Genomic DNA, 23,283 nt, shown 5'->3' on the forward strand with positions numbered 1-23,283 from the left:
GTTTACAGGCCCAGATTGCCGTCGCTCTTTTTGGGGCCTTGTCGGAGAAACGCATTTGTTTGAGGTTTTTGCCATTGGTGCGGCGTTTCTGTTCGGCCTTGCCGCAAGGCAGGTCGCATTGCCGCCCCTTGTTGGCTTTTTGGCAGCCGGTTTTTGCATCAACTGGCTCGGCCCCAAGGGCGGAATTCCTGCAGAAACCGGAGCGATTCTTGACTATATCGCCAATCTCGGCGTTCTTCTGTTGCTCTTTACCATCGGCCTGAAGCTCAAACTGCGTCAAATCACCGAACCTCATGTGCTCGGTGGCGCGTTGTTGCATTTTGCCCTGTCGATCGCCATCTTTGCGCCCATTAGCCGACTTCTGTTTACGGACGACTGGTTATCGGCTCTTTTGATCGGCATTGCCGTGGCCTTTTCCTCAACGGTGCTCTCGGCGAAATTGCTCGAAACCAGACATGAAATGGGCACCTTTCATGGGCGCACCGCGATTGGCATTCTGGTGATGCAGGATATCATTGCCCTTGTGGTGCTGGCGATTTTTGCCGGCAAGGTGCCCGGTCCTTGGGCGCTGCTGATTTTTGCGACGCCGTTGCTGCGCCCCTTGCTCTACAAGCTGTTGGATTTGGCGGGGCATGATGAGGTGCTGGTGTTGACCGGCATGGTGCTCAGTCTGGTGATCGGGGGCGTCGGCTTTCAGATGATCGGTTTGAAGGGCGAAATCGGCGCTTTGGTGATGGGACTGCTTCTATCCAACCATCCCCGTGCCAGCGAATTGTCAAAATCGCTCTGGGCCTTGAAGGAAATCTTCCTTGTCGGCTTTTTCCTTTCGATCGGCATGTCCGGCTTGCCGGACTGGCACGCTTTGCTGTTTGCGATCGGGCTTGGTCTGCTGTTGCCGCTGAAAGGGGTGTTGTTCTTCCTCATTCTGGTGCTTTTCAAACTGCGTGCCCGCACGTCCTTCATCGCCGCTTTGTCGCTGACGGCCTATAGCGAGTTCGGCCTGATTGTTGCTGCTGGCATTCCTGCGGTCGAGCCCTATCTGGTGCCACTGGCCATCGCCGTCTCGGTGTCTTTCCTGATCGCTGCTCCGCTCAATCACTTCGCCCATCCGTTGTTCGAACGCTTTGGTGTGCTGTTGCAGCCTTTCGAGCGCCCGATCCGCCACCCGGACGAAGTGCCCAAGGATCTCGGAGATGCGGATGTGCTGATTTTCGGCATGGGCCGGACAGGCTCTGCCGCCTATGAGGAGCTGGTTGCCAATGACCGCCAGCCGATTGGTCTGGATGCCGACATCTACAAGGTTGAAGCCCATGAAGAGGCGGGGCGCAACGTTATTTTCGCTGACGCGGAAGACTGCAACTTTTGGGATGGGGTGAATATCAAAGGCATCGACGCCGTTGTGCTGGCAATGGATGATATCGAGGCCAAACTGATCGCGACCCGTATGTTGCGGGAGCATGGCTTTGCAGGCACCATCGTCAGCCACGCTCTGCATGCGGATCATGTCGACATGATCCATGATGCCGGGGCTGATCAGACCTATCTTTCCCTGAAAGAAGCCGGTCGCAGTCTGGCAGGTCATGCCATCGAGGAAACCGACATGTCTGATGAGGAAGAGACCGCAAGGCCTGAGGCCAGACTGGCCAAGGAGTGAAGGGCTCCCGGCCGGATCAGCAAAGTGCGGGCTTTGCGAGCCGGACCGGGAGCGGATTGCCTAGAGAGGCAATTGGAACTCCGATAGGGCGAGCAACCTGTTTGCTTCAGGACTGCTCAAAAAATGGCGAAAGCCTGACCCCACAAAGAGTGCGGGGACGGGGTCAGGCTTTGCCAATCAGCAACGGCCGTGGGGGGTCACAGCCATGTCGATAATGTCTTTGCTTGTCAAATTCCAAGACATTTCACGTTGAATTTCCAATGCCAGCTTAAGGCCTGCGGCTTGCAGGTCCGAAGCGGCTCCGGGGACGCCGAGAGTCTCTGCGACGCCCCGCGCATAGCCGATCATGTTGATGACGGCCATGAATTCATCCACGCGGTCTTGAGACGTTGGTCTGGTCTCAGGTGTAATCATCTCGTGCCTCACATATTGCTCTATTGCATTTTGTGGCACAAAAAAACGGCGCATGCGCGTTGCAAAGGCGTTGCACACGCAACACGAGTTGAAGGTAAGTGATGACGATCTGTTTGAAATGCTTTAGGAATACAACTTTCGCCAAAGTGGCGTTGCATTGAATTGCCACTCCTGCTGAGGCTGGTTGAGACAATCGGTCGCACGCATTTCGTCCATCAATGCGATGGCGTCAAGACGTTTCTGATTGACTTGGGCCGCTTTGATGATGGGGTCCACTCTCGCCCATTCAAGCTCTGCTGTTGCCGCCATTTTTTTCCATGTGCGGTCCTTGAAGAACAGCGCCCGTGCCGCCTTGGACAGGCGGGCTTCCTCCTCGTCCGACAACAAGCCGATAGCCACGGCCTCGGCCAGCGTTGCATCGACATTGACCAGCGGAACCGTCATGGCGAAGTAGCCGAGTTCTGCGGGGCTGTGAACCAGTGCAACGTCAGCATCATCAATACGTTGGCCGGAAATATAGGCATCAAAAATCTTGCCAATCCCAATCATGCCGTAGGCGGCACATTCCGCCGCCCGCAAGGCGCCCATGCTGGCGGCACCATAAACGGCCTTGCCTTCAGACAGCGCAAAAAGCAGTTCCTTGTGCCAAACCGGCGCAACAAATTCGAACTGGCCATCAATCAGGCCAATGGCCGTTGCCCCATCCTCAAGCGCCTGCATCACATCGCCCTGACAGGCAGGCGGGCGGACGACCAGATCGTCCCCTGCATGGAATTTTGCATCGGGTAGACTTGGCCCGACAAACACAACCTTCATTGCAAACTCCGTAACAGGGCGCGACTGCCAAACCGCACCTTGCGGTCGCCGTCTGGATTTTCCAATTGCGGTGCAAAAACCTTGGCAACGCTAACGGGTAGCCAGTCGGGTCCGATATCCACCGCATACAATTCGTCAATATCCCGCTCAGCCAGATGCGCCACCAATCGATCAAGAGCTGTCTCTGTGTCACCCACCGCCATCACCGGCATTCCGTCGAGCTTTTGGCCAAAGGGGGCGTCAAAGGCTTTCAGGGTGATCGGGCTGGCCGGCTGGGTGAAGGTGCTTGGCAGCAAGTCATCCCGCGCTCCGGCAATGAAGGTCATGCGCGATTGCACCACTTCTGAAATGGCCCGTGAGGCAGCAATCAGCGGGAAGGGCGATGCGCCCGCCCCGAGCGTCACATCCACATGGCGCAGCGAGCCGGGGGACCGTTTCTTGGGGGCCAGCAGGGCAGATATGCAGGCAATGTCCAGATCGCTGGAAATGTCAAACAGGGCAATCTCAAGCCCGGCGGCATCGATCTTTTCCAGCATCATCTGCAGCTCGGTATCTTCGAGACTGGCTGGATCAATCCGTTTGCTCAGCCGTTTGGCCGGGTTGGTCACAGCCCACAAGGTCAGGGCATCGCGCTCGACCCGTTCCAGCAAGCCATGCAGCACCGCTTCGGCCCATGTGTTGCCGGAAGCCAGACCATCAGACGAATGCCAGAAACGGGGTTCGAGTGCGGTGCGATCAAAGCTGACGGCATCAAACGGCACCCAGGTTGGCGCATGGGTCAAAAGATTGGTGGTTCTGGCCCAATTGATGGTCTCATCCGGCTCAATCGGTTGCTTGCCGATGGTCAGCAGGCACTTCATCGGATGCACTTCACAGCCGTCAGACTGCAATTGCTCCTGCGTGGTACAGAGCGTCTCACAGTCGGGCTGGGTGGCAATGATCCGTTCAACGGCTTCCATCGCCGCCGAGGTGCGGGCGCATTCATCGTCCGCTCCTTTGCCTTGCGCGATGACGATCGCCCGCGCATTGGGGGAGTAGGCGCACCAAACCGGAATGCCAACCCGATCAAGGCCGGTCTGGCTCGCAACCCGGGTGATGCCCAGACGCGAAAAATATGGAGAGACCTTGTCGAAGGTCTCTCCTGGTGTGCATTTTCGGAAAGAACGGATTCCCGAATAAAGAAATTCAGCGGTCATGGAGCGTGCTGGATGCCTCGAAGAAACCACCGGACACTTCAAAAAATCCGCCAGAGGCCTCAAAGAAACCGCCGGATGCTTCAAAGAAACCACCGGCTTCCTCTTCTGCCTGATTGATCATCACGGCAAAATCGATGCCACGGGTCAGAGGCGCTTTGGCATTGCGCATTTCTGCCACTTTCTTCATATCGCCCTTGGGGCCGGTATCCAGTGCCACCACGGTACCTGCTTCCAGATCCGCTTCCCACAGGCCGTCTTCGCCTTCCAGCCCGAATACAACAATTTTTGACATAAACGTCTCCTTTCTAAAAACCAGCCTTCTTGAGGCCTTCGCGGTAAAGCTCGATTTGCCATGCCTCCTTGATCGGCACGACCGAGAGCCATTGATTGAGGTCGAATTGTGGATTGTCTTTCAGAACGCGACTGCGATAGGTACGAGCCTTGCCCGTTTCCCCCAACATACCCCAACAAGCAGCAGCCAGACGCAGGGCAGGACTTCGGTCTTTCATGCGATTGATGTAATCGAGTGCCTGATGATAATCGCCAACAAAGAAACAGGCACCCGCCGCACTCCAGAAATAGGCATCCGGTGAAATCGGGTTGAGCGAAATCGCGGTGTCGATCTTCTCCAGTGAGCGTTTCGGATCGCCCCCATGGGTCAGGCTGTCCGCGTGACTGCACAACACATCGGCATAATGGGGACTGAGATGTTCCGCCTCGCTCAGTGCCTGCAGGCTTTCATCAATCTTGCCCAGATAAAGCCTGCTCATACCCAGTGCCTTGAAAGCTTCGGCGGATTGGCTGTCTTCCTCGATGGCGATGCTTGCCACTCGTTCCGCCTCCAGCAACAGATCCGCATCTCCCTGGGCTGTCAGAACCCATTCCATGCTCAGCGTCCGCGATACGCCCGCCAGAGCATGGGAGAATTTACTCTGCAAATTCAGCGAATCCTTGAATTGCCGCCGGGCACTGCGGACGGATGGCAGGGTCAGTTTCGAAAGAGTCTGCAGTCCGGTGAGATAGGCACAATAGGCGTCGGGATTGGCCTTGAAGTCATGCAGCGCCGGGGTGTGATAATGGGTGAAGTCGATGATCGAGGACTGGATGGCCTCCGAGATCATGGCGCGTTGGCTGATCGTATGACCCGGATCAAGCAAGAAGCGATTGGCCCAGATGATTTCATCTGTAGGCATGAAAATCAGTTGGACATAGAGATGATCGCCGGAGCGCTTGGTATCCAGCACATAGGCCACGTCAAACTGCTTGAGAAGGGACGCACGATCCTTTGACTGGGCTATCTTTTCCGAGGTGTAAGGCGCAACCATAGAAACCGTACGGCTGGCGCATAGCCCAATGGTGATATCCTCGATCAGGGCGCTGGCAATCGAATTCTGGCTCGACACAATGCCAAGTTCTGCCGGAGGCAGCAGAGCCACCCGCGGTAACGCAGTCTTGCTCACCGCCCGATCCGGATTGAAGGCGGTTGGCTGATCCGGCGTTCTGGCGGACGCGGGCAACAGCAGTGGCGTCGCCTCAACCTGTTCGGGGGCGGCTTGGGTGACCAGTGCCTGTCGGATTTCCTCATCCTGCGGGTCATCTTCCAGCAACAGAATGGCCGCATGCTTCAAATCGGCCTTCAGCGCACTGGCGGCGGGCTTGTCACAAAGGGCCAGGAAATCGCACCGCAAATTCTTCACAAGCGCAATGCGCACCGCGCGGACCCATTTGTCCAACGGCGCCTGATTGTGACCATAGCCCTGAAGAAACCCCTTCGATATCAGCTCACACAACCCCTTGAGCCGCTTCACCGGATCTGGCTCTGCCATCACCTCCAGATCACAGCCCAGCATGCCCGGTGCAATGGCAATGTGGCGATTGTCCAGTTGCAGCAGATCGTCGCCCTCCGCAGGCAAGGCAGAGCCAAGCCGCCTGAGCATCGAACGCAGATTGGTAGAAGCCACAGAATCATCCCGGTCCCAAAGCATGCGTGCCAGCTCGCGGCGCGCAACCGGACGGCCTTCCTGATGCAGAAAAGCCAGCCCGACAAGAGACAAGGCCGGCACATTGACGGAATGGCCGTTCGGATCGGTCAACGCGCAGCCACCGCAGGTTTTCAAGTGAAACGCCATGTTTGTCCCGTTCATTATGGTGTCGCTGTTCTTGCTTGCCTATCATTGTGGGCCGAAATGAGACGCAGATCCATAGGGGCTTTAACCAGTAGAAACTCTCAAAAACAAAACGCCAGATAGGTGACTTGCTGCTTTGGATTGATGGTAACCGACGTCGCACATATTAAGGGTATAAAGAGGATTGAGCCATCAAAAGTTGCTTCTGGTCATGGTGACAGGGATAAAGCTATGGGAAAAGAAAGCTAACTGGCTGAAATATAACAATTTAAACCATAGATGAGGAGCCTGCCATTGCTGTGATGGCTCCGTGACCAACCCCAACATTCCATCCGACAAAAGAAGAGTTCTCGCATCTCCCAACCCGTCGGGGCAAATTGGTCGATAAGTCTCGACGCTTCACCGACGATGCTGTACCGGACAGCAATGCGGAGCCAAGCAAGGGCTCTGCTTGCAATAGTTGACAAATGGCGCTATCGGTAAAATACTTATATGTTATTGATATAATTCATTAAATAAGAATTTATTTACAGTTTTATACCAGTCTGTCTCCATTGAATAATTTTTTTTGGAGTTGGGAATGGCACAACGAATTATGCCAACCGGACTGGAACGTCACTTCGATCCCGGCGAAATGCTTGTCAGCAAGACTGACATGAAGGGCCGCATCACCTATTGCAACCAATTGTTCCGCACCATTGCGGGCTACAGCAACAAGGAGTTGCTTGGCCAGCCCCACAGTTGTGTCCGTCATCCTGACATGCCGCGCGCTGTTTTCAAGCATCTATGGACTGCTTTGGAAGCCAGGCGCGAAGTCTTCGCCTATGTGAAGAATATGGCCAGCAACGGCGATCACTACTGGGTTTTTGCTCATGTTACGCCCTCGCTGAACGGATCAGGGCAGGTGATTGGATACCACTCGGCCCGCCGTGCGCCCGAACGGTCCATCCTGAGCGATGTGATCGAACCCCTTTATCGTGACTTGCGGGCCATCGAAAACGGCGAAGACAATCGCAAGGTTGGCCTTCAGAAAAGCACCAATCATCTTGCCGACATTCTGGAAGAGAAAAGAACGACCTATGATCAATTTATCCTCACTCTCTAAACTGCGTCTGGGACTGTTGGTCAGCAGCTTGTCGATGGCGTCTGCTGTTGGCCTCATGGCAACCGGGTTAACGGGTGGCGGGCTTGCCGCAATGATGGGGATTGCCCTGCTGGGGCTGGTCTATGCGTTATGGCAAAGCCAGACCACTGCACGCTCTCTCGCCCACACGGCGGAGATCTGCAGGCAGATCGGAGGCGGCGACTTTGAGGGCAGGGTCAATGAAAATCTCGATTCAGGTGATGTGCGCGCCATGATGACGGCGGTCAATTATCTCGTTGACCGGTTTGACACCTTCATCCGTGAGGCGGTGGCGTCCTCCAACGCTTTGTCCCACAACAAATATTATCGCCGCATTCAACTCGCGGGTCTCAATGGCAGTTTTCAGGCCTATGCCATCCAGATGAATGATGCCATCAATCGCGTGCAATCCCGCATCAATGACTTTGCCAGTAAGACGACCCATTTCGAACAGGCAACCAAGGTCATTGCTGCCAATCTGTCGCAGGCTGGCGATCAGATGAATGCCACCGCGACCGACATGACCCAAAGCGCTGCCAACACCAACGAGCGGGCAGCCATTGTTGCCTCGGCCAGTCACGAAACGTCGGTCAATGTGCAGACCGTTTCCTCTGCGGTGGAACAATTGAGCGCCAGCTCTCGCGAAATCGGCACCCAGATCGAACGATCCGCCCGGGTCGCCAGTCGGGCGGTCAGTGAGACCCGGCAGGGGGAAGAAAAAATCAAGGGGCTGACCGCCTCTGCCGAAACCATTGGCCGCGTTGTTGAACTGATTTCTGCTATTGCCGAACAGACCAATATGCTGGCGCTGAATGCCACGATTGAATCGGCCCGTGCCGGAGAGGCAGGGCGGGGCTTTGCCGTGGTTGCTGGCGAGGTGAAGGAGCTGGCAGGCCAAACCGCCAAGGCGATTGAGGAAATCACCCAGCAGGTTCATGCGATCCAGTCTGCGACAGAAGGGGCCGTGACCGCCTTTGGCAATGTGTCTGAGGTGATTGGCGAGATGGAACACATCACTTCGGCTGTCGCAGCCGCTGCCGAACAGCAGAATGCGGCGACCGCCGAAATCGCCCGCAATGTCGAAGAAGCCCATCTCGGAACCGAGCAGGTCGCCCAGAATATCACCACCGTGTCGCGCAATGCGGAGGAAACGGGACAGGCGGCAGACTTCGTCATGGCATCTGCCAAACGCATGAATGGGGATGCCTCGATCCTGCAAAGGGAAGTCTCGGAGTTTATCCTTGGATTGCGTCAGGGACCGCTCGACCGGCGCGAGACCCTCGATGCTGACTATGATGGCCCAGAGCGTCGGGTATCATGAGCGCCGGGTATCATGAGCGTCGGGTATCATGAGCGCTGGGTATCCTGGCAAAGGGATCACGGATGAGGCGGTCTGCGGCGGTGGTTGCAGGCTGCCTTTTTGCTGTCTGATGCGCCCGGTAGACCTTCCGGCAAAGAGACAGTATTCCTGACCGAGGGGAAGGGTGTGGCGGGGGGGGGGCGTCAATCGGTCTCGACTATCAAGAGCGACTCGTCGTCGCAGGGTGAAAGCTCGCCTTTGGTGGTACAAAAAGAGGTGGCAATTGCGTCAAATTTGCAGCGCACAAAACGTAGGTCGGGACGATTCCGGCTGCAAGCGCGCGGAATGGTGCAGGAGAGCTGACCTTGTTGTGGGCTATTATGCTGTTTTGGCAGATCATTGCGGCAGAATGAGGGGATGTGCGAGAAGTGCGCATTTTGGGCTATGCAAATGGTGCAAAACTGCCATGCGATGTAAATAATCGCTAATTTCTGAGTAATGTCAATGAAACCAGCCATAAGTCTGGCTAGGCAAGGATTGGCCCGACAGAACACGCGAGGGCATTTGGGTGGCTGTGATGCAGGATTGGAATAGGTCGCCTGCTAGACTCCCTTTCAGCTCGGGTGGTACATGAAGGCCAGATTTTCCATCTAGGGATAAACAGACAAATGACCGCATTTTCCGAACTGCAACAGCCCATCACCCAGCTGACCAGCCTCACCTTTGACGAGCTGGAGATTGGCCAGTCTGCCAGTATTACCCGCGTACTGACCCTGACCGATATCAACCTGTTTGCCACCATGTCCGGTAACACGGACCCACTGCATTTCCCCGAAGGATCGGAAAGTGCGATTTTCTCGCAGCCTGTCGGTCACGGCATGTGGGCCGGTTCTTTGTTTTCCGGTCTTCTGGGCACGCGCCTCCCCGGCCCCGGAACGATCTACCACAAACAGAATCTGAAATTTCTTGCGCCGATCCCCCTCGGCTCCACGGTCACAGCAACGGTCACCATCGAATCCAAGAAAGCCTCCAAGAACGGTCCCAAGCTGGTCTCCTTCGACTGCAGCTGTGTCGACCAGACCGGCAAGCTGCTGGTCAAGGGCGAGGCGATCGTCATTCCCCCAAGTGAGCATCGCAGTCAGGAAGGCCATGCCTTGCCGGAACTGCAATTCATCGCCCACGATCAGTTGGATCTGCTGACCGAAAAATGCGCAGATCTCGATCCGTTGCCAACCTCGGTGGTTTATCCTTGCGGTCGCGTCGCGCTGGAAAGCGCCTGCCTTGGCTATCAGCTTGGCCTGATCGACCCAATTCTGGTTGGGCCGGAAGACAAAATTCGCGAAGTGGCCGAAGACAACAATCTCGACATTTCCAACTTCCGTCTGGTCGATGCTCGCGATGAGCTCGACGCCGCAGCCAAAGGCGTGGCACTTGCCAAGAATGGCGAAGCCGGTGCCGTGATGAAAGGCTCTCTGCATACAGACGAGCTGATGGCCGCGGTGGTCAAGCGCGAAGTCGGTCTGCGGACGGCCAAGCGCATCAGCCATGTTTTCGTCATGTCGGTGCCGAGCTATCCGAAGCCTTTGCTGATTTCGGATGCCGTGGTCAATATCTCACCCAATCTGGAAGACAAGGTCCATATCATCCAGAATGCCATCGATCTGGCACAGTTGTTGGGTGTTGAAACACCAAAGGTTGCCATCCTGTCGGCGATTGAAACGGTCAATCCGCGCATCGTCTCGTCCGTCGATGCGGCCTCGCTTTGCAAAATGGCGGACCGCGGTCAGATCCGCGGTGGTTTGCTGGATGGTCCTCTGGCCTTTGACAATGCGGTTTCCGCAGAAGCTGCCCGCACCAAGGGGATCATCTCCGAGGTGGCCGGTCAGGCCGACATTCTGCTGGCACCGGAACTGGCCTCGGCCAACATGCTGGTCAAACAGTTGTCTTTCCTGTCCCACGCCGACGCGGCTGGCATCATTGTCGGGGCCTCCGTGCCTGTGATTCTGACCTCTCGCGCCGACAGCCTGCCTGCCCGTCTTGCCTCTTGCGCATTGGCCGTCCTGATGGCCGCAGGCGAAAAACGCAAATAAGCGACGATTGAAAGCATCGACAGAATGACACAATCCGACATCAAGAAGGGAGCGCTGCTCGTCCTGAACAGCGGCTCCTCCAGTGTGAAATTTTCCATTTTTCAGCTCGACGCAGACGGCGCGGAAGGGGTTGTCCCACTCTTTGCAGGCCAGTTGACCGGCATCGGCACGGATGCCCATTTGAAAGCCAAAAGCGAGGCAGGCGAGAAACTGGCCGACGAAAGCTGGGCCACCAAGGACGAAGGCACTGTTCCATCCATCCTGCCACATCTGCTGACATGGATCGAAACCAGTCTGCCAGCTGATCTGCCGCTGATCGCTGCCGGTCATCGAGTGGTTCATGGCGGCGAAGTCTATGACAAGCCCGTGGTGGTAACGGCTGAGATCCTCAAGCAGCTGGAAAGCTTCAGCCCGCTTGCTCCCTTGCATCAGCCGCAGAATGTGGCTGCCATTGAAGCGCTCGCCAAGACCCGGCCAGACCTGCCGCAAGTTGCCTGTTTCGACACAGCCTTCCATCAGGGTCAGTCCGACCTCTGCTCGATCTATGCCCTGCCAAAGCGTCTGACCGATCAGGGCATCCGCAGCTATGGTTTCCACGGCCTGTCCTACGAATATATCGCGCATTATCTCAAGCAGGAAATGCCAGATCTGGCCAAGGGCCGCGTCGTCGTTGCCCATCTGGGCAATGGTGCCAGCCTGTCCGTGCTTGAGGACGGCAAGAGCATCGAGACCTCTATGGGCTTCTCCGCTTTGGAAGGTGTGCCCATGGGCACCCGGCCAGGCAGCATTGATCCGGGCATCTTGATCCATTTGATGCGGGAACATGACATGGATGCGGAAGATCTTGAAAAGCTGCTCTACCGGGAGTCCGGTCTGCTCGGCATTTCTGAAATCTCCAATGACATGCGTGACCTTCAGGACAATCCCGACCCACGCGCTCAGCTGGCGGTCGATTACTTCTGCAGTCGGGTTGCCAAGCAGATTGTCTCTCTGGCCGTATCCACCGGCGGTCTGGATGCTTTGGTCTTCACCGCAGGCATTGGCGAACATGGCCCGATCATCCGCAAGAAGATCGGCGACTATCTCAATTGGATCGGCATTCGCATCGACCCTGCTCGCAATGATGCCAACGCATCCCTGATCTCCGAAGATGGATCTCTGCCGGTCTATATCATCCTGACCGATGAAGAGATCATGATCGCCCGCCACACGCTGAATGCGCTGTCGGTCTGATCCCAAGCCGCATGAAAATTAACAAAGCCGGTCCTGAGATCAGGGCCGGCTTTGTTATGCCCGACAAATGAAAAAGGCGTGCCCGAAGCACGCCTTTAAAAATCCGATTGCTGGAAACGGCGGTTAGCGAACCGTCAGGCCGAACCGGACCTGATGGAAATCATGGCCGACCTTGGTCACGCTGCCGCTGGTATCAACACCGGTCTTTTTATAGGTGTTGTAGCTATAGGCCACATCGGCGCTCAGATGATCGCTGATCGCATATTCGAAACCGGCCCCGACGCTGTAGCCATTTTTGTAAGGGTCAAGGTTGGTGTTGTTGTTGGGCTGCGAACTGGTGGTGAACTGGCCCAGATTGGCACCGGCCATCACATAAGGCATGTAATTCTCAAACACATAACCAACCTTGCCGCGCACGGCCGCATGCCACATCAGGCGATATTTCAGGCTGGTCAGCAGGCCGCCCGGATTGGTGCTTTCGGAGCCGCTATGCATCGCCAGTTCGGCTTCCGCACCAACGCGGAAATCGTTGATCGGATAGAGATAGCCAACCGTTGCCCCGGCCGAAATGGTGTCGAGGCTGAAGTTGCCTGAGCTGTAGCCCCCCAGTTTCACATCTCCGGTCGAAGTGGCGACATTGACACCGAAGGACGGTCCGGCAAACAACAGGGCATTGCTGGTCGGCTCATCGGACTGGGTGATCGGATTGCCGAAATGATACAGCAAAGCCGCGCGAGCGATATGCACGTCGAAGTCGGACTTCAGCGTGGTTGGCACGCTGGCAAGGTAATAATTCTGCTTGCCATAATTCTGATAGACATATTCGGAGCGCAGCGAGATTTTCGGGCCAATGCGAACATCGATACCGGCACCGGCGGTGTAGCCGTAAACGGTTTTCATCTTTGCGGAAGGGCTGGTCGCACCCGGTGCGCTCTGCTGGTAGAATTCACCAGCCAGAACCCCGGCATGAACATAAGGCAGGAAACGACCGAGCGAATAGCCCACCTTACCGCGGGCTTCGGCATGCCAGACATAGTCACTATTGTGATAGGCCACGGTGCTGCCGTTATGATTGGCCTTGATTTCGTTGATCGACAGGCCGCCTTCCAGACCATAGACAATGTTGCCGGTCTGATAGTTCCAGCCCACCAGCACGCCACCCGTCGTATTGTCGCCCTGAGAGAAGCGTTCGGAAACCTTGTTGGTGCCATCCGATGAATTGACCTTACCGGTGCCCATGCCGAACTGAACACCCATATAGAGGCCGCTCCAGTCATAGGCCGACTTGGTGCCGAAAACCTGTCCCATATCGGCAGAATTGGCCGGTGCCGCAAGACCGAGGATGGAAACAGTAGAGGCGAGCAGCGCTGCACGCGCGCATCGCGCAATGGTCCGGTCTTTATTCATAGTCATACAAGCACCCGAAAAATCAATTTGCCTTCGAAAAAAGACCAGAAACGAATTCGTTAATTCCAATCATTTTCGACAACGGCTCATAAAAGTCCCTTTTCGCTGTATCAGAGCGCTCGGCTGGAATCAAGTTAACCCCTGCCATTCCGGCACCTATCCCGCGTTGAAAAACGCAAGTGTGACACTATAGCCCAAATCTCGGGAACAAAAGCGGAATACGGAGTTTGCTGGTGCCCGCCTGCAGACCGGCTGGAGGCAAAAGGCAGGCGATCATGGGGTGCTGGCTGGGGATGAAAGCAGGAAAAATGGTGAGTCGTGGCAGGGCGGTAGGAAATTTGCTTTCAATATTGTGCCGATTGTTGGAACTCGCGCGTTCCAAAAACTGCATACATTCGAAACTGGGTCTTATTTGCTTTCTCAACGCCAGTTTGGGGTTGCAGTCTTTCGTCGAAAGCCGCAAATAATGAGCATGATTTCGTTTTTCGGGGGCAAGATTGGCAGCAACCCTGAGCAACGCAAATCTGGCCGGGAAGCGTTGGCAAAACAGGTTGGGGACAGGATGAGCATTTTGGTGACGGGAGGCTGCGGTTATATCGGCAGCCACATGGTTTGGAACTTGTTTGATGCCGGCAAGGATGTCGTGGTCATCGACAATCTCTCCACTGGCTTCCAGTGGCTGGTGCCCGATTCAGTGCCTGTCATAGAAGGCGATATTGGCGACAGTGCGCTGGTTGCCGATGTGATGGCCGAGCACAAGGTCGACGCGGTCATTCATTTTGCCGGTTCCATCGTTGTGCCGGATTCTGTCACCGACCCGCTCGGTTATTATCTCAACAACACCGTCAAGTCCCGTTCGCTGATCGAGAATGCAGTGAAGGCAGGCGTCAAGGCCTTCATTTTCTCCTCCACGGCCGCCGTTTATGGCAACCCTGAAGGTGTCGAGGGAGCTCTGAGCGAAGATCTCCAGCTCGAGCCGATTTCGCCCTATGGCACCTCCAAGCTGATGACCGAATATATGCTGCGTGACAGCGCGGTGGCTTATGGCCTGAAATATGCTGCCCTGCGCTATTTCAATGTTGCCGGCGCTGATCCGAAAGGTCGCACCGGCCAATCGTCTCCGGTGGCAACCCACTTGATCAAGGTCGCCAATCAGGTGGCGCTTGGGCAGCGCGACAAGCTCGCCATCTTTGGCGATGACTATCCGACGCCTGATGGCACCTGCATCCGTGACTATATCCATGTCTCGGATTTGGTGGCCGCCCATGCACTGGCGCTTGAAGCACTGCTGGACGGGCACGAACCGTTCGTCGCCAATTGCGGTTATGGCAAGGGCTATTCCGTTCTGGAAGTGGTCGATGCCGTTCGTCGCGTGTCTGATAACAATTTCTCCGCCGATATCGTCGCAAGACGGGACGGCGACCCGGCCAACCTGGTGGCCGATTCCACGCGCTTGCGGGGCATCACCAACTGGCAGCCGCAATATGATGATCTCGATCTGATCGTCAGGACTGCGCTCGATTGGGAGCGCGGGCTTCTCGAAAAGGGCCACAACCGGGCCTGAGGCAGCAGTCGCCACTCACACACTGATCAGACCAAACCGGCCCGAAGCTGGATATGTCTGATCCGCAAACCACCACAGTGTGGTCCAGACGTGCTCCCAAGTCATACCGACTGGAGCACGAAGGATGACGCTTATTCGAAATCCAGGTCAAACGGTAGGGCCAAGGCCGCTGTCAGACCTGCATTCATGAACGCCAAGTCTTGCCTTCGCAGTTTCCAAACAGAAGGCGATGCTTGTGACCAGACAGGACCCCGAAGGATGACCATGATGTCTGATCCGGCTCAGGAACGCCGCATTTCGCACCTCAAACGCCTTGAACATGAAAGCATTCAGATCATGCGCGAGGTGGCCGCCGAGTTCAAAAACCCGGTGATGCTCTATTCCATTGGCAAGGACAGCGCCGTGATGCTGCATCTGGCAAGGAAGGCTTTTTATCCCTCCCGCCTGCCATTTCCCTTGATGCATGTCGACACGACCTTCAAGTTTCGCGAGATGATTGCCTTTCGCGACCAAATGGTTCGCGATTATGATCTCGATCTGATTGTTCATACCAATCAGCAAGGGGTCGCGGACAATATCAACCCGTTTGATCATGGCTCATCGCTCTACACCCAGGTGATGAAAACCGACGCTCTGAAGGCGGCTTTGACAGAGCATAAATTCGACGCTGCCTTTGGTGGCGCGCGCCGCGACGAGGAAAAGTCCCGCGCCAAGGAACGCATTTTCTCCTTCCGCAATGAAAATCATGCCTGGGATCCGAAAAACCAGCGGCCAGAGCTGTGGCAGCTCTTCAACACCCGCATCAAACCGGGTGAGAGCATTCGTGTCTTCCCGCTTTCCAACTGGACCGAGCAGGATATCTGGCAATATATCATGCTGGAAAATATCCCCATCGTGCCGCTCTACTTTGCCAAGAAACGCCCCGTCGTCAAACGCGATGGCACCTGGATCATGGTCGATGACGAGCGCCTGCCACTCCAGCCCGGTGAAGTGCCCGAGGAACGCATTGTCCGCTTCCGCACCTTGGGCTGCTACCCGCTGACCGGTGCGGTGGAAAGCAGCGCCGATAGTCTTGAAGCCATTTTCGAAGAGATGCTTGTGGCCCGCACTTCCGAGCGGGAAGGGCGAATGATCGACCATGACGACACCGCCTCGATGGAGAAGAAAAAGCGGGAAGGATATTTCTGATGACCATTGCTCCTGTGACACAAAAGACCGTTGAAACCGCAACCCCCGTGCAAATCGACCAGATCGCCCAGCAGGACAGCCGCGACATCCTGCGCTTCCTGACCTGTGGCTCCGTTGATGATGGCAAATCGACCCTGATTGGTCGGCTGCTCTATGATTCAAAGACCATCTTCGAAGACCAGATGACGGCGCTCGAAGCAGTCAGCAAAAAGCACGGCACCACCGGCGATGACGTTGATTTGGCCTTGCTGCTCGATGGCCTGCAGGCCGAGCAGGAACAGGGCATCACCATCGACGTGGCCTATCGCTTTTTTGCGACCGACAAGCGCAAATTCATCGTCGCCGACACGCCCGGCCATGAGCAATATACCCGCAACATGGCGACCGGCGCCTCCAACAGCGATCTGGCCGTCATTCTGATCGACGCCCGCAAAGGCATCCTGACCCAGACCCGTCGCCACAGCTTCATCAATGCCCTGATCGGCGTGCGCCATGTGGTGCTGGCGGTCAACAAAATGGATCTGATGGATTATAGCCAAGAGGTCTTCGACAAGATCCTCGCCGACTATCAGACCTTTGCCCAGAGTTTTGAGTTTGACACCATCACCGCCGTGCCGATCTCGGCTCGCTATGGTGACAATGTGGTCGCCAAAAGCGAGAATATGCCTTGGTATGAAGGCCCGACCCTGCTCGGCTATCTTGAAGAGATCGACACCGAAAGCGCCGACCGCGCCTTGCCGTTCCGTTTTCCCGTCCAGTGGGTCAACCGCCCGAACCTCAATTTCCGTGGCTTTTCCGGTACGGTTGCCTCAGGTATCGTCAAGGTAGGCGATGAAGTCGTGGTGGCCAAATCCGGTCAATCCTCCAAGGTCGCCTCGATTGTCACCATGGATGGCGAGCTGCCCGATGCCGAGGCCGGCGAAGCGGTCACCATCACGCTCGAAGACGAAATCGACATTTCCCGCGGCGATCTGCTGGCCCCTGCGCAACACCGCCCATTGGTGACCGATCAGATTTCTGCCCATCTCATCTGGATGGATTCCGCTCATTTGTTTGTTGGCAGGCCCTATATTATCAAGCTTGGCAGCCAGCAGGTGCAGGCCACCATCACCGCCCTCAACCACAAGATTGACGTCAACGACGCCTCACGCAAGGATGCGGGCAAGACGCTGGAGCTGAATGAGATCGGCTTCTGCAACATTGCTTTCTCCCAGCCGCTGGCCATGGATGCCTATGAAGAGAACCGCCAGACCGGATCCTTCATCCTGATCGACCGCTATTCCAACCAGACGGTCGCCGCTGGTCTCGTTTGGCAGGGCCTGCGCCGGGCAGACAACATCCATTGGCAGGCGGTGGATGTCGACAAGGGCTCCCGCGCCGCGCTCAAACATCAGACCCCGAAAGTGCTGTGGTTCACCGGCCTTTCCGGCTCGGGCAAGTCGACCATTGCCAATCTGGTGGAACAGAAGCTGCATCGGGATGGCCGACACACCTATTTGCTCGATGGCGACAATGTCCGCCATGGTCTGAATAGAGATCTCGGCTTCACCGATGCCGACAGGGTGGAGAATATCCGCCGCATTGGCGAAGTGTCCAAGCTGATGGTTGATGCGGGCCTGATCGTGCTGACCGCCTTCATCTCGCCCTTCAAATCCGAGCGCGATGTGGTCCGCGATATGCTGGGCGAGGGGGAATTCGTCGAGATCCATGTCGACACCCCGCTGGAAGTCTGTGAAACACGCGACGTCAAGGGGCTCTATGCCAAGGCGCGGGCAGGCGACATCCCGAACTTTACCGGCATCGATGCGCCATATGAAGCGCCGCTCAATCCGGACATCCATGTCAACACAGCCGACATGAGCGCCGAAGAGGCCGCCGACGCCATCGTCGACTATCTCGGCAAGACCGAGATCTATGATTGGTCCGTCTGATTCCCTTGACAGACGGGTCGCCTGATACCAGATGCAGCAAGGAGGGTGCGGCTGCCGCATCCTCCTTTTTTACTGCCATGTCTTAGGAAAAGTTGAGAAAGCCGCCCTCCCGGCGCTTGAATGCGATCCCACTTTCTGAGACAACCCGGGCAGATCATGCAAGCCACGATAGCCACAGAGCCTATCGAGGCGACGAGCCAGAGAGGATCCCAGATCATGAAACGCGTCTTCATCACCGGTACAGCGGGTTTCATCGGGTTTCACCTCGCTAGACATTTGCTGGCCGAGGGGCATATCGTCCATGGCTTTGACGGCATCACCGACTATTACGACATCACGCTCAAACAGCGCCGCCATGCGATGCTGATGCAAAACCGCAATTTCGCCGTGACCGAGGCTATGCTCGAAGATCAGGATGCGGTGGCCAAGGCGGTGCGCGACTTTGCCCCCGACATCATCGTCCATCTGGCAGCCCAAGCGGGCGTGCGCTATTCCATCGACAATCCGCGCTCCTATCTGGAAGCCAACATCATCGGCACCTTCAATGTGATGGAAGCGGCGCTCGAACAACGGGTCGAGCATTTGCTGATGGCGTCGACCTCCTCGGTCTATGGCGCCAATGAGCAGATGCCATATCGCGAAGTCGACAAAACCGACGCGCAAATGTCCTTTTATGCTGCAAGCAAGAAGGCCACGGAATCGATGGCCCATTCTTACGCCCATATCCATGATCTGCCGATCACCATGTTTCGCACCTTTACCGCCTATGGCCCATGGGGCCGTCCGGACATGGCCCTGTTCAAATTCACCGACGCCATTCTCGATGATCGGCCGATCGATATTTACAATCATGGCCGGATGATGCGCGACTTCACCTATGTCGACGATCTCGTCAAGGCGATCAGTCTGCTGATGGAAGCGGTGCCAGTGCGCCCGCAAAGCCGCGACCAGATCGAAGACGGGGACTCGCTTTCCCCGGTTGCTCCCTATCGCACGGTCAATATTGGCAACGCCACGCGGGTCCAGCTGCTCGACTTCATCGAAGCCATAGAAGCAGCGCTTGGCAAGAAGGCGATCCGCAACATGATGGAAATTCAGCAGGGGGATGTGCCTGCCACCCTTTCGGATTCGAGCCTGCTTCATCATTTGACCGGCTACAAACCCGCCACGACCATTGAAGATGGCGTGAAGGCTTTCGTTGCCTGGTTCCGCGATTATTACAATAAGTGAGTCAACGACGTTGCTTGTTATGTTAGGGATGCCTCGCTTCTGATATCTTAGTCGCAATGCCAACGGAGGACTTGCCCGCAAGCCCTTGCTGCCTCTATGCTTTGGGTTCAGATGCCTTCTCCCAGGGCATTCTGCTTCAGGAATGCGGGTCCGTTCTCCCACGTAGGCAAAGCGGCCGGGAGCCGCCTCGTCGACCCGATTCCCAAGATATTGAGGTAAGTATTTTTATGGCGGAAAAACATTTTCTAAGCGACATTTTGAAACGCGTCGCCCGTGCCCCTTTCCTGTCGTCCAAAAGCGCCAGCAGCCCCGCGGATCTGATTCCGTTATGCGACGAGCTGATCAGCGATCAGGGTGAAGCATCCGGCCTCAAGACTGCGCTGAAGATTCTAGATATCTACGACACGGCCAATGACGAGGAAAAGCTGGCTTTCTTCGAAACCATGGCTGATCGCTACGGGGTTGATCATGATGCCCTGACCGAAGCGGTCGAGAAATGGCAGCCAAGCGACAATGCATCAGCCCGTGAGCTCTATTTCGCCGCTGAGCCCAAGAGCCTTGAGCTGATCCGCCGCATCAACAGGGTGCCCGGTGCCACGGGGCGTCTGGTCCGTATGCGCTCGGAGCTGTTGGGCTTCCTGCGCAAACATCCCGATTTGCGTGGCCTCGATCTGGATTTCCAGCATTTGCTGTCCGCCTGGTTCAACCGGGGCTTTCTTGAGATCGAACAGATCGACTGGTCGACGCCTGCGTCCATTCTGGAAAAAATCATCGCCTATGAAGCGGTACACCAAATCCACGGCTGGGATGATCTGCGCCAGCGTGTGGCCGAGCGAGACCGTCGCCTGTTCGCCTTCTTCCATCCGGCCATGCCCGATGATCCGCTGATTTTCGTCGAGGTCGCCCTGACCAAGGAAATTCCCGGCGCGATTGCCCCGATCCTGGAGCATGACCGGGAGACCCTTGATCCCAATGTGGCCAATGTCGCGGTCTTCTATTCCATCTCCAACTGCCAGCATGGTTTGCGCGGCATTTCCTTTGGCAACTTCCTGATCAAGCAGGTGGTGGCCGAACTGCAGCGCGAGTTGCCGTCTCTGACCACCTTTGTCACCCTGTCGCCTGTGCCGGGTCTGCGTCGCTGGGTGGCCGAGGCCATGGACAAGGAGGACAGCCTCTTGAAAATCGAAGAGCAAACTGTGTTGCAGGGGCTGGAAGAGAACCAACTGCCGCCTGCAGAGGTCATTGCCCGCCTTGCTGCTCGCTATCTGGTCAATGCGCGCAGCAAGCGGGGCACGGCCTATGATCCGGTCGCCCATTTCCACCTTGGCAATGGTGCGATCCTGCACAAGGTGCATGCGCAGGCTGACTTGTCGCCGCGTGGCAAGAGCAACAGCTGGGGCGTGATGGTCAATTATCTTTATAATGAAGCCAAGATCGAAGAGCATCATCAGGCCTATGCCAAGGAGAGCAAAATCGCCCATTCCTCCGAGGTCAAATCCTTGGCCAACGCCAAGGTCCGTGTGCCTGCCTGAGGCGAGCGATGCCTGGCTTACCGATGGGATGTATCAGGCCGCCTTCGCAAGAGGCGGCCTTTTGCCGTATGCCCCATTGGCGCTGCCTTTGACATTGCGCCGCTCTTTCTTCTGGATTATAGAGGGCACCTTAGCAAACGAGACAATTCAGCGCGTTCCCAAACGATCCGTATCGCCGGACCGGAGCGAACGCCATAGACTGATCGGCTCAGGATCAGCACAGGACGGCACAGGAACGGCAATGGCAAACAAGCGCGGTGGCAAACCTCCAAAGCAATCGGCCAGACGCGGCGACGGCAAAACGGCAGGCAGCCGAGCTGGCGCTGCCAATCGCGGTGGCGGCCAGCCTTCCCGTCAAGGTCAGCCCTCCCGTCAAGGTCAGCCCTCCCGTCACGGCCAAGCCACTCGAAGTGGCAAGCCTGATCAGCCGAGACCTGACTTCAAACCCGGCCGCATCATCAAGCAGAACCGCACAGACACCAAACCCTCCAAGCCAGCCGAAGAGCCGCGCGCGCCATTCATCCTGCCAAAGCGCCCCGAAGGCCCGACCCCGCGCCGCGCCCCCTTTGCCCTGATGGTCACCGGCCCATGGGATGATTATGCCCTGCTCGATATGGGCCACGGCCAAAAGCTGGAACGCTATGGCCCCTACACCATCGTCCGGCCAGAGCCGCAGGCCATGGGCAGCCCGCGCCTCGATCAAGCCATCTGGGACAAGGCTGACGCGATCTTTTCCGGCGACTTGGAAGAAGAAGGCCCCGGCCGCTGGCGCTATCCTCAGCCACTGGGCGAGACATGGGAAACCCATTGGGACCAGATCCGCTTCTATGGCCGCTTCACCGCCTTTCGCCATGTGGGCTTCTTCCCCGAGCAGGCCGCTCATTGGCAATGGATGGACCAGCAATTGCGTGGTGCTTTTTTGGGGCGTCCGCCTCGGGTGCTCAATCTGTTTGGCTATTCCGGCGTTGCCTCGCTGGTCGCCGCCCGTGCGGGGGCCGAAGTCACCCATGTCGATGCGTCAAAAAAAGCCGTCGCCTATGGCAAGGAAAACCAGCTTCTCGCTGGCCTTGATGATAAGCCGATCCGCTGGATCGTCGATGACGCGATGAAATTCGTCCAGCGCGAAATCCGTCGCGGCAATGTCTATGACGGCATCCTGCTCGATCCGCCGAAATTTGGCCGTGGGCCGAAGGGTGAAGTCTGGCAATTGTTCGAAATGCTGCCTGAAATGCTCGATGCCTGCCGTCAGATCCTGTCCAAGGAGGCGCTGTTTTACACGCTCACCGCCTATGCGATGCGCGCCTCTTATGCCGCCTTTGACGAACTGATGATCGAAGTGATGACCGGGCAGGGCGGGATTGTCGAATCCGGCGAACTGATGATTGCCGAGGAAAATGGCCCCCGCTGCCTTAATACCTCTCTTTATACCCGCTGGCGTCCGCTCAATGCAGACGAAGCAGCCAGCCAACAGGAGATCAGCGCATGAATAGCCGCGCACAACGCAACGGCCTGATCAAGGAAATCACCGCGGTCTCCAACCAGCATATCAAGGATATCAAGGCGCTGGAGCGCCGCAAGATCCGCAACGAAACCGGCCTCTTCATGGCCGAAGGCCTGCAGCTGGTTGCCTTTGCGTTGGAAGCCGGATGGGTCGCCGAAACGCTGGTCTATGCCAAAAACATCAAGACCCATGAGTTGGTCCAGCAAGTGGCCGCCAAGGTCTATGCCAAGGGCGGGCTTATTCTGGAAGTCTCCGAACAGGTTTTGTCGAAAATCACCCACCGGGACAATCCCCAGCATGTCATCGGCGTCTTTCAGCAGCGCTTCGGCACCCTTTCTGATCTGGCCAGCGATGTCGAAGCCGCTGGCGGTGACATGCTGGTCGCCATGGAAGGGGTCAAGGATCCGGGCAATCTGGGCACCACCATCCGCACATCTGATGCGGTTGGGGCCAGCGCCATGCTGCTGATCGGTGAGACCACCGATCCTTTCAGCCTTGAAGCGGTCCGCGCCACCATGGGCTCGATCTTTCATATACCGCTCTATCGTGCCACCCGCGAAGAGTTCCTTGCGTGGCGGCAAAATTGGCCCGGCGCGATCGTCGGCACCCATTTGAAAGGGGCGGTCGATTATCGCGACGTCAAACCTGAGGATCCGGTGATGGTCTTGATGGGCAATGAACAATCCGGCTTGCCGGACGCCTTTGCCGACACCTGCGACCATTTGGTGAAAATCCCCATGGCAGGCCGCGCCGAAAGCCTCAATCTTGCCGTCTCCACCGGCATCACCCTGTTCCGCTTGCGTGAGAGCAAACTGGAGCTGTAAGAGCTGTTGCTTGCCCCACCCGGGGCATCGCAGGCGAGATTTGTCATTAAAGAATGCAGCTCTTCACGCCCAATTGATTATTTTGGGACCGAACGGTCTTCTATAGTCTGTCTCCAAACGCTCCGACTTTTCGAGCAATGCGACAGACTATGAC

18 protein-coding genes are annotated in these 23,283 nt (G+C 56.6%); 12 read left to right on the top strand and 6 right to left on the bottom strand.

The window, feature by feature from the left end:
* Window positions 1-55: 55 nt before the first annotated feature.
* Window positions 56-1,654: a cation:proton antiporter family protein gene (locus FDK21_RS18125; RefSeq protein WP_138150356.1), complete on the top strand. Its 1,599-nt coding sequence runs from the start codon at window positions 56-58 to the stop codon at window positions 1,652-1,654.
* 177 nt (window positions 1,655-1,831) lie between these two features.
* On the opposite strand, the gene FDK21_RS18130 is transcribed toward FDK21_RS18125, so the two are convergent.
* From FDK21_RS18130 to FDK21_RS18150, 5 genes are all read right to left on the bottom strand, one after another.
* Complete coding sequence (locus FDK21_RS18130; protein WP_114007913.1) at window positions 1,832-2,068, bottom strand: hypothetical protein; 237 nt, start codon at window positions 2,066-2,068, stop codon at window positions 1,832-1,834.
* Between the two features lie 123 nt (window positions 2,069-2,191).
* The gene (locus FDK21_RS18135) at window positions 2,192-2,884 is read right to left on the bottom strand and encodes a TfuA-like protein (protein WP_138150357.1); all 693 of its coding nucleotides are present in this window, start codon (window positions 2,882-2,884) and stop codon (window positions 2,192-2,194) included.
* Window positions 2,881-4,080, bottom strand: coding sequence for a YcaO-like family protein (locus tag FDK21_RS18140; protein ID WP_138150358.1), 1,200 nt, complete (start codon window positions 4,078-4,080; stop codon window positions 2,881-2,883). The genes FDK21_RS18135 and FDK21_RS18140 overlap by 4 nt, the downstream gene beginning before the upstream one ends.
* Window positions 4,070-4,372, bottom strand: coding sequence for a hypothetical protein (locus FDK21_RS18145; RefSeq protein ID WP_114007910.1), 303 nt, complete (start codon window positions 4,370-4,372; stop codon window positions 4,070-4,072). The genes FDK21_RS18140 and FDK21_RS18145 overlap by 11 nt, the downstream gene beginning before the upstream one ends.
* A gap of 13 nt (window positions 4,373-4,385) precedes the next feature.
* The gene (locus FDK21_RS18150; protein WP_171022148.1) at window positions 4,386-6,209 is read right to left on the bottom strand and encodes a hypothetical protein; all 1,824 of its coding nucleotides are present in this window, start codon (window positions 6,207-6,209) and stop codon (window positions 4,386-4,388) included.
* 577 nt (window positions 6,210-6,786) lie between these two features.
* On the opposite strand from FDK21_RS18150, the gene FDK21_RS18155 reads away from it, so the two are divergent.
* The 4 genes from FDK21_RS18155 (at window position 6,787) to FDK21_RS18170 (ending at window position 11,952) form a co-directional block, all read left to right on the top strand.
* Window positions 6,787-7,311 carry a PAS domain-containing protein gene (locus FDK21_RS18155; RefSeq protein ID WP_138150360.1) on the top strand — a complete coding sequence of 175 codons (525 nt, stop codon included), beginning with the start codon at window positions 6,787-6,789 and terminating at the stop codon, window positions 7,309-7,311.
* Window positions 7,286-8,650 carry a methyl-accepting chemotaxis protein gene (locus FDK21_RS18160; RefSeq protein ID WP_210238838.1) on the top strand — a complete coding sequence of 455 codons (1,365 nt, stop codon included), beginning with the start codon at window positions 7,286-7,288 and terminating at the stop codon, window positions 8,648-8,650. Before FDK21_RS18155 ends, FDK21_RS18160 begins: the two co-directional genes overlap by 26 nt.
* Window positions 8,651-9,297: 647 nt before the next feature.
* Complete coding sequence (locus FDK21_RS18165; RefSeq protein ID WP_114007907.1) at window positions 9,298-10,719, top strand: bifunctional enoyl-CoA hydratase/phosphate acetyltransferase; 1,422 nt, start codon at window positions 9,298-9,300, stop codon at window positions 10,717-10,719.
* A 24-nt stretch (window positions 10,720-10,743) separates the two neighbouring features.
* Window positions 10,744-11,952 (top strand): acetate/propionate family kinase, encoded by a 1,209-nt coding sequence (locus FDK21_RS18170; RefSeq protein ID WP_138150361.1) that lies wholly within the window; start codon window positions 10,744-10,746, stop codon window positions 11,950-11,952.
* Window positions 11,953-12,075: 123 nt separating this feature from the next.
* On the opposite strand, the gene FDK21_RS18175 is transcribed toward FDK21_RS18170, so the two are convergent.
* The gene (locus FDK21_RS18175) at window positions 12,076-13,365 is read right to left on the bottom strand and encodes an outer membrane beta-barrel protein (RefSeq protein WP_138150362.1); all 1,290 of its coding nucleotides are present in this window, start codon (window positions 13,363-13,365) and stop codon (window positions 12,076-12,078) included.
* 556 nt (window positions 13,366-13,921) lie between these two features.
* Between FDK21_RS18175 and galE the strand changes: the two genes are divergently transcribed.
* From galE to FDK21_RS18210, 7 genes are all read left to right on the top strand, one after another.
* Window positions 13,922-14,923, top strand: a complete 1,002-nt coding sequence (gene galE, locus FDK21_RS18180; protein ID WP_114008578.1) for a UDP-glucose 4-epimerase GalE — start codon at window positions 13,922-13,924, stop codon at window positions 14,921-14,923.
* Window positions 14,924-15,181: 258 nt separating this feature from the next.
* A complete protein-coding gene (gene cysD, locus FDK21_RS18185) occupies window positions 15,182-16,111 on the top strand; it encodes a sulfate adenylyltransferase subunit CysD (RefSeq protein ID WP_246657617.1) in 930 nt (309 codons plus the stop codon).
* On the top strand, window positions 16,111-18,042 hold the full coding sequence (gene cysN / locus FDK21_RS18190) for a sulfate adenylyltransferase subunit CysN (protein ID WP_138150363.1): 1,932 nt from the start codon (window positions 16,111-16,113) through the stop codon (window positions 18,040-18,042). Before cysD ends, cysN begins: the two co-directional genes overlap by 1 nt.
* Window positions 18,043-18,258: 216 nt before the next feature.
* The gene (locus tag FDK21_RS18195) at window positions 18,259-19,272 is read left to right on the top strand and encodes an SDR family NAD(P)-dependent oxidoreductase (protein WP_138150364.1); all 1,014 of its coding nucleotides are present in this window, start codon (window positions 18,259-18,261) and stop codon (window positions 19,270-19,272) included.
* 227 nt (window positions 19,273-19,499) lie between these two features.
* Complete coding sequence (locus tag FDK21_RS18200) at window positions 19,500-20,804, top strand: malonyl-CoA decarboxylase (protein WP_138150365.1); 1,305 nt, start codon at window positions 19,500-19,502, stop codon at window positions 20,802-20,804.
* Window positions 20,805-21,045: 241 nt separating this feature from the next.
* Entirely contained in the window at window positions 21,046-22,290 is a 1,245-nt protein-coding gene (locus tag FDK21_RS18205) for a class I SAM-dependent methyltransferase (protein ID WP_138150366.1), read from the top strand.
* Window positions 22,287-23,129 (top strand): RNA methyltransferase, encoded by an 843-nt coding sequence (locus tag FDK21_RS18210; RefSeq protein ID WP_138150367.1) that lies wholly within the window; start codon window positions 22,287-22,289, stop codon window positions 23,127-23,129. The genes FDK21_RS18205 and FDK21_RS18210 overlap by 4 nt, the downstream gene beginning before the upstream one ends.
* Window positions 23,130-23,283 lie beyond the last annotated feature (154 nt).

The organism is Cohaesibacter sp. CAU 1516 (assembly GCF_005771485.1).
Lineage (GTDB): Bacteria > Pseudomonadota > Alphaproteobacteria > Rhizobiales > Cohaesibacteraceae > Cohaesibacter > Cohaesibacter intestini.

Coding starts and splice junctions, on each gene's coding strand:
- FDK21_RS18130 (WP_114007913.1), bottom strand. CDS start 2,068: ATGATTACACCTGAGACCAGACCAACGTCTCAAGACCGCGTGGATGAA.
- FDK21_RS18135 (WP_138150357.1), bottom strand. CDS start 2,884: ATGAAGGTTGTGTTTGTCGGGCCAAGTCTACCCGATGCAAAATTCCAT.
- FDK21_RS18140 (WP_138150358.1), bottom strand. CDS start 4,080: ATGACCGCTGAATTTCTTTATTCGGGAATCCGTTCTTTCCGAAAATGC.
- FDK21_RS18145 (WP_114007910.1), bottom strand. CDS start 4,372: ATGTCAAAAATTGTTGTATTCGGGCTGGAAGGCGAAGACGGCCTGTGG.
- FDK21_RS18150 (WP_171022148.1), bottom strand. CDS start 6,209: ATGGCGTTTCACTTGAAAACCTGCGGTGGCTGCGCGTTGACCGATCCG.
- FDK21_RS18155 (WP_138150360.1), top strand. CDS start 6,787: ATGGCACAACGAATTATGCCAACCGGACTGGAACGTCACTTCGATCCC.
- FDK21_RS18160 (WP_210238838.1), top strand. CDS start 7,286: ATGATCAATTTATCCTCACTCTCTAAACTGCGTCTGGGACTGTTGGTC.
- FDK21_RS18165 (WP_114007907.1), top strand. CDS start 9,298: ATGACCGCATTTTCCGAACTGCAACAGCCCATCACCCAGCTGACCAGC.
- FDK21_RS18170 (WP_138150361.1), top strand. CDS start 10,744: ATGACACAATCCGACATCAAGAAGGGAGCGCTGCTCGTCCTGAACAGC.
- FDK21_RS18175 (WP_138150362.1), bottom strand. CDS start 13,365: ATGACTATGAATAAAGACCGGACCATTGCGCGATGCGCGCGTGCAGCG.
- galE (WP_114008578.1), top strand. CDS start 13,922: ATGAGCATTTTGGTGACGGGAGGCTGCGGTTATATCGGCAGCCACATG.
- cysD (WP_246657617.1), top strand. CDS start 15,182: ATGACCATGATGTCTGATCCGGCTCAGGAACGCCGCATTTCGCACCTC.
- cysN (WP_138150363.1), top strand. CDS start 16,111: ATGACCATTGCTCCTGTGACACAAAAGACCGTTGAAACCGCAACCCCC.
- FDK21_RS18195 (WP_138150364.1), top strand. CDS start 18,259: ATGAAACGCGTCTTCATCACCGGTACAGCGGGTTTCATCGGGTTTCAC.
- FDK21_RS18200 (WP_138150365.1), top strand. CDS start 19,500: ATGGCGGAAAAACATTTTCTAAGCGACATTTTGAAACGCGTCGCCCGT.
- FDK21_RS18205 (WP_138150366.1), top strand. CDS start 21,046: ATGGCAAACAAGCGCGGTGGCAAACCTCCAAAGCAATCGGCCAGACGC.
- FDK21_RS18210 (WP_138150367.1), top strand. CDS start 22,287: ATGAATAGCCGCGCACAACGCAACGGCCTGATCAAGGAAATCACCGCG.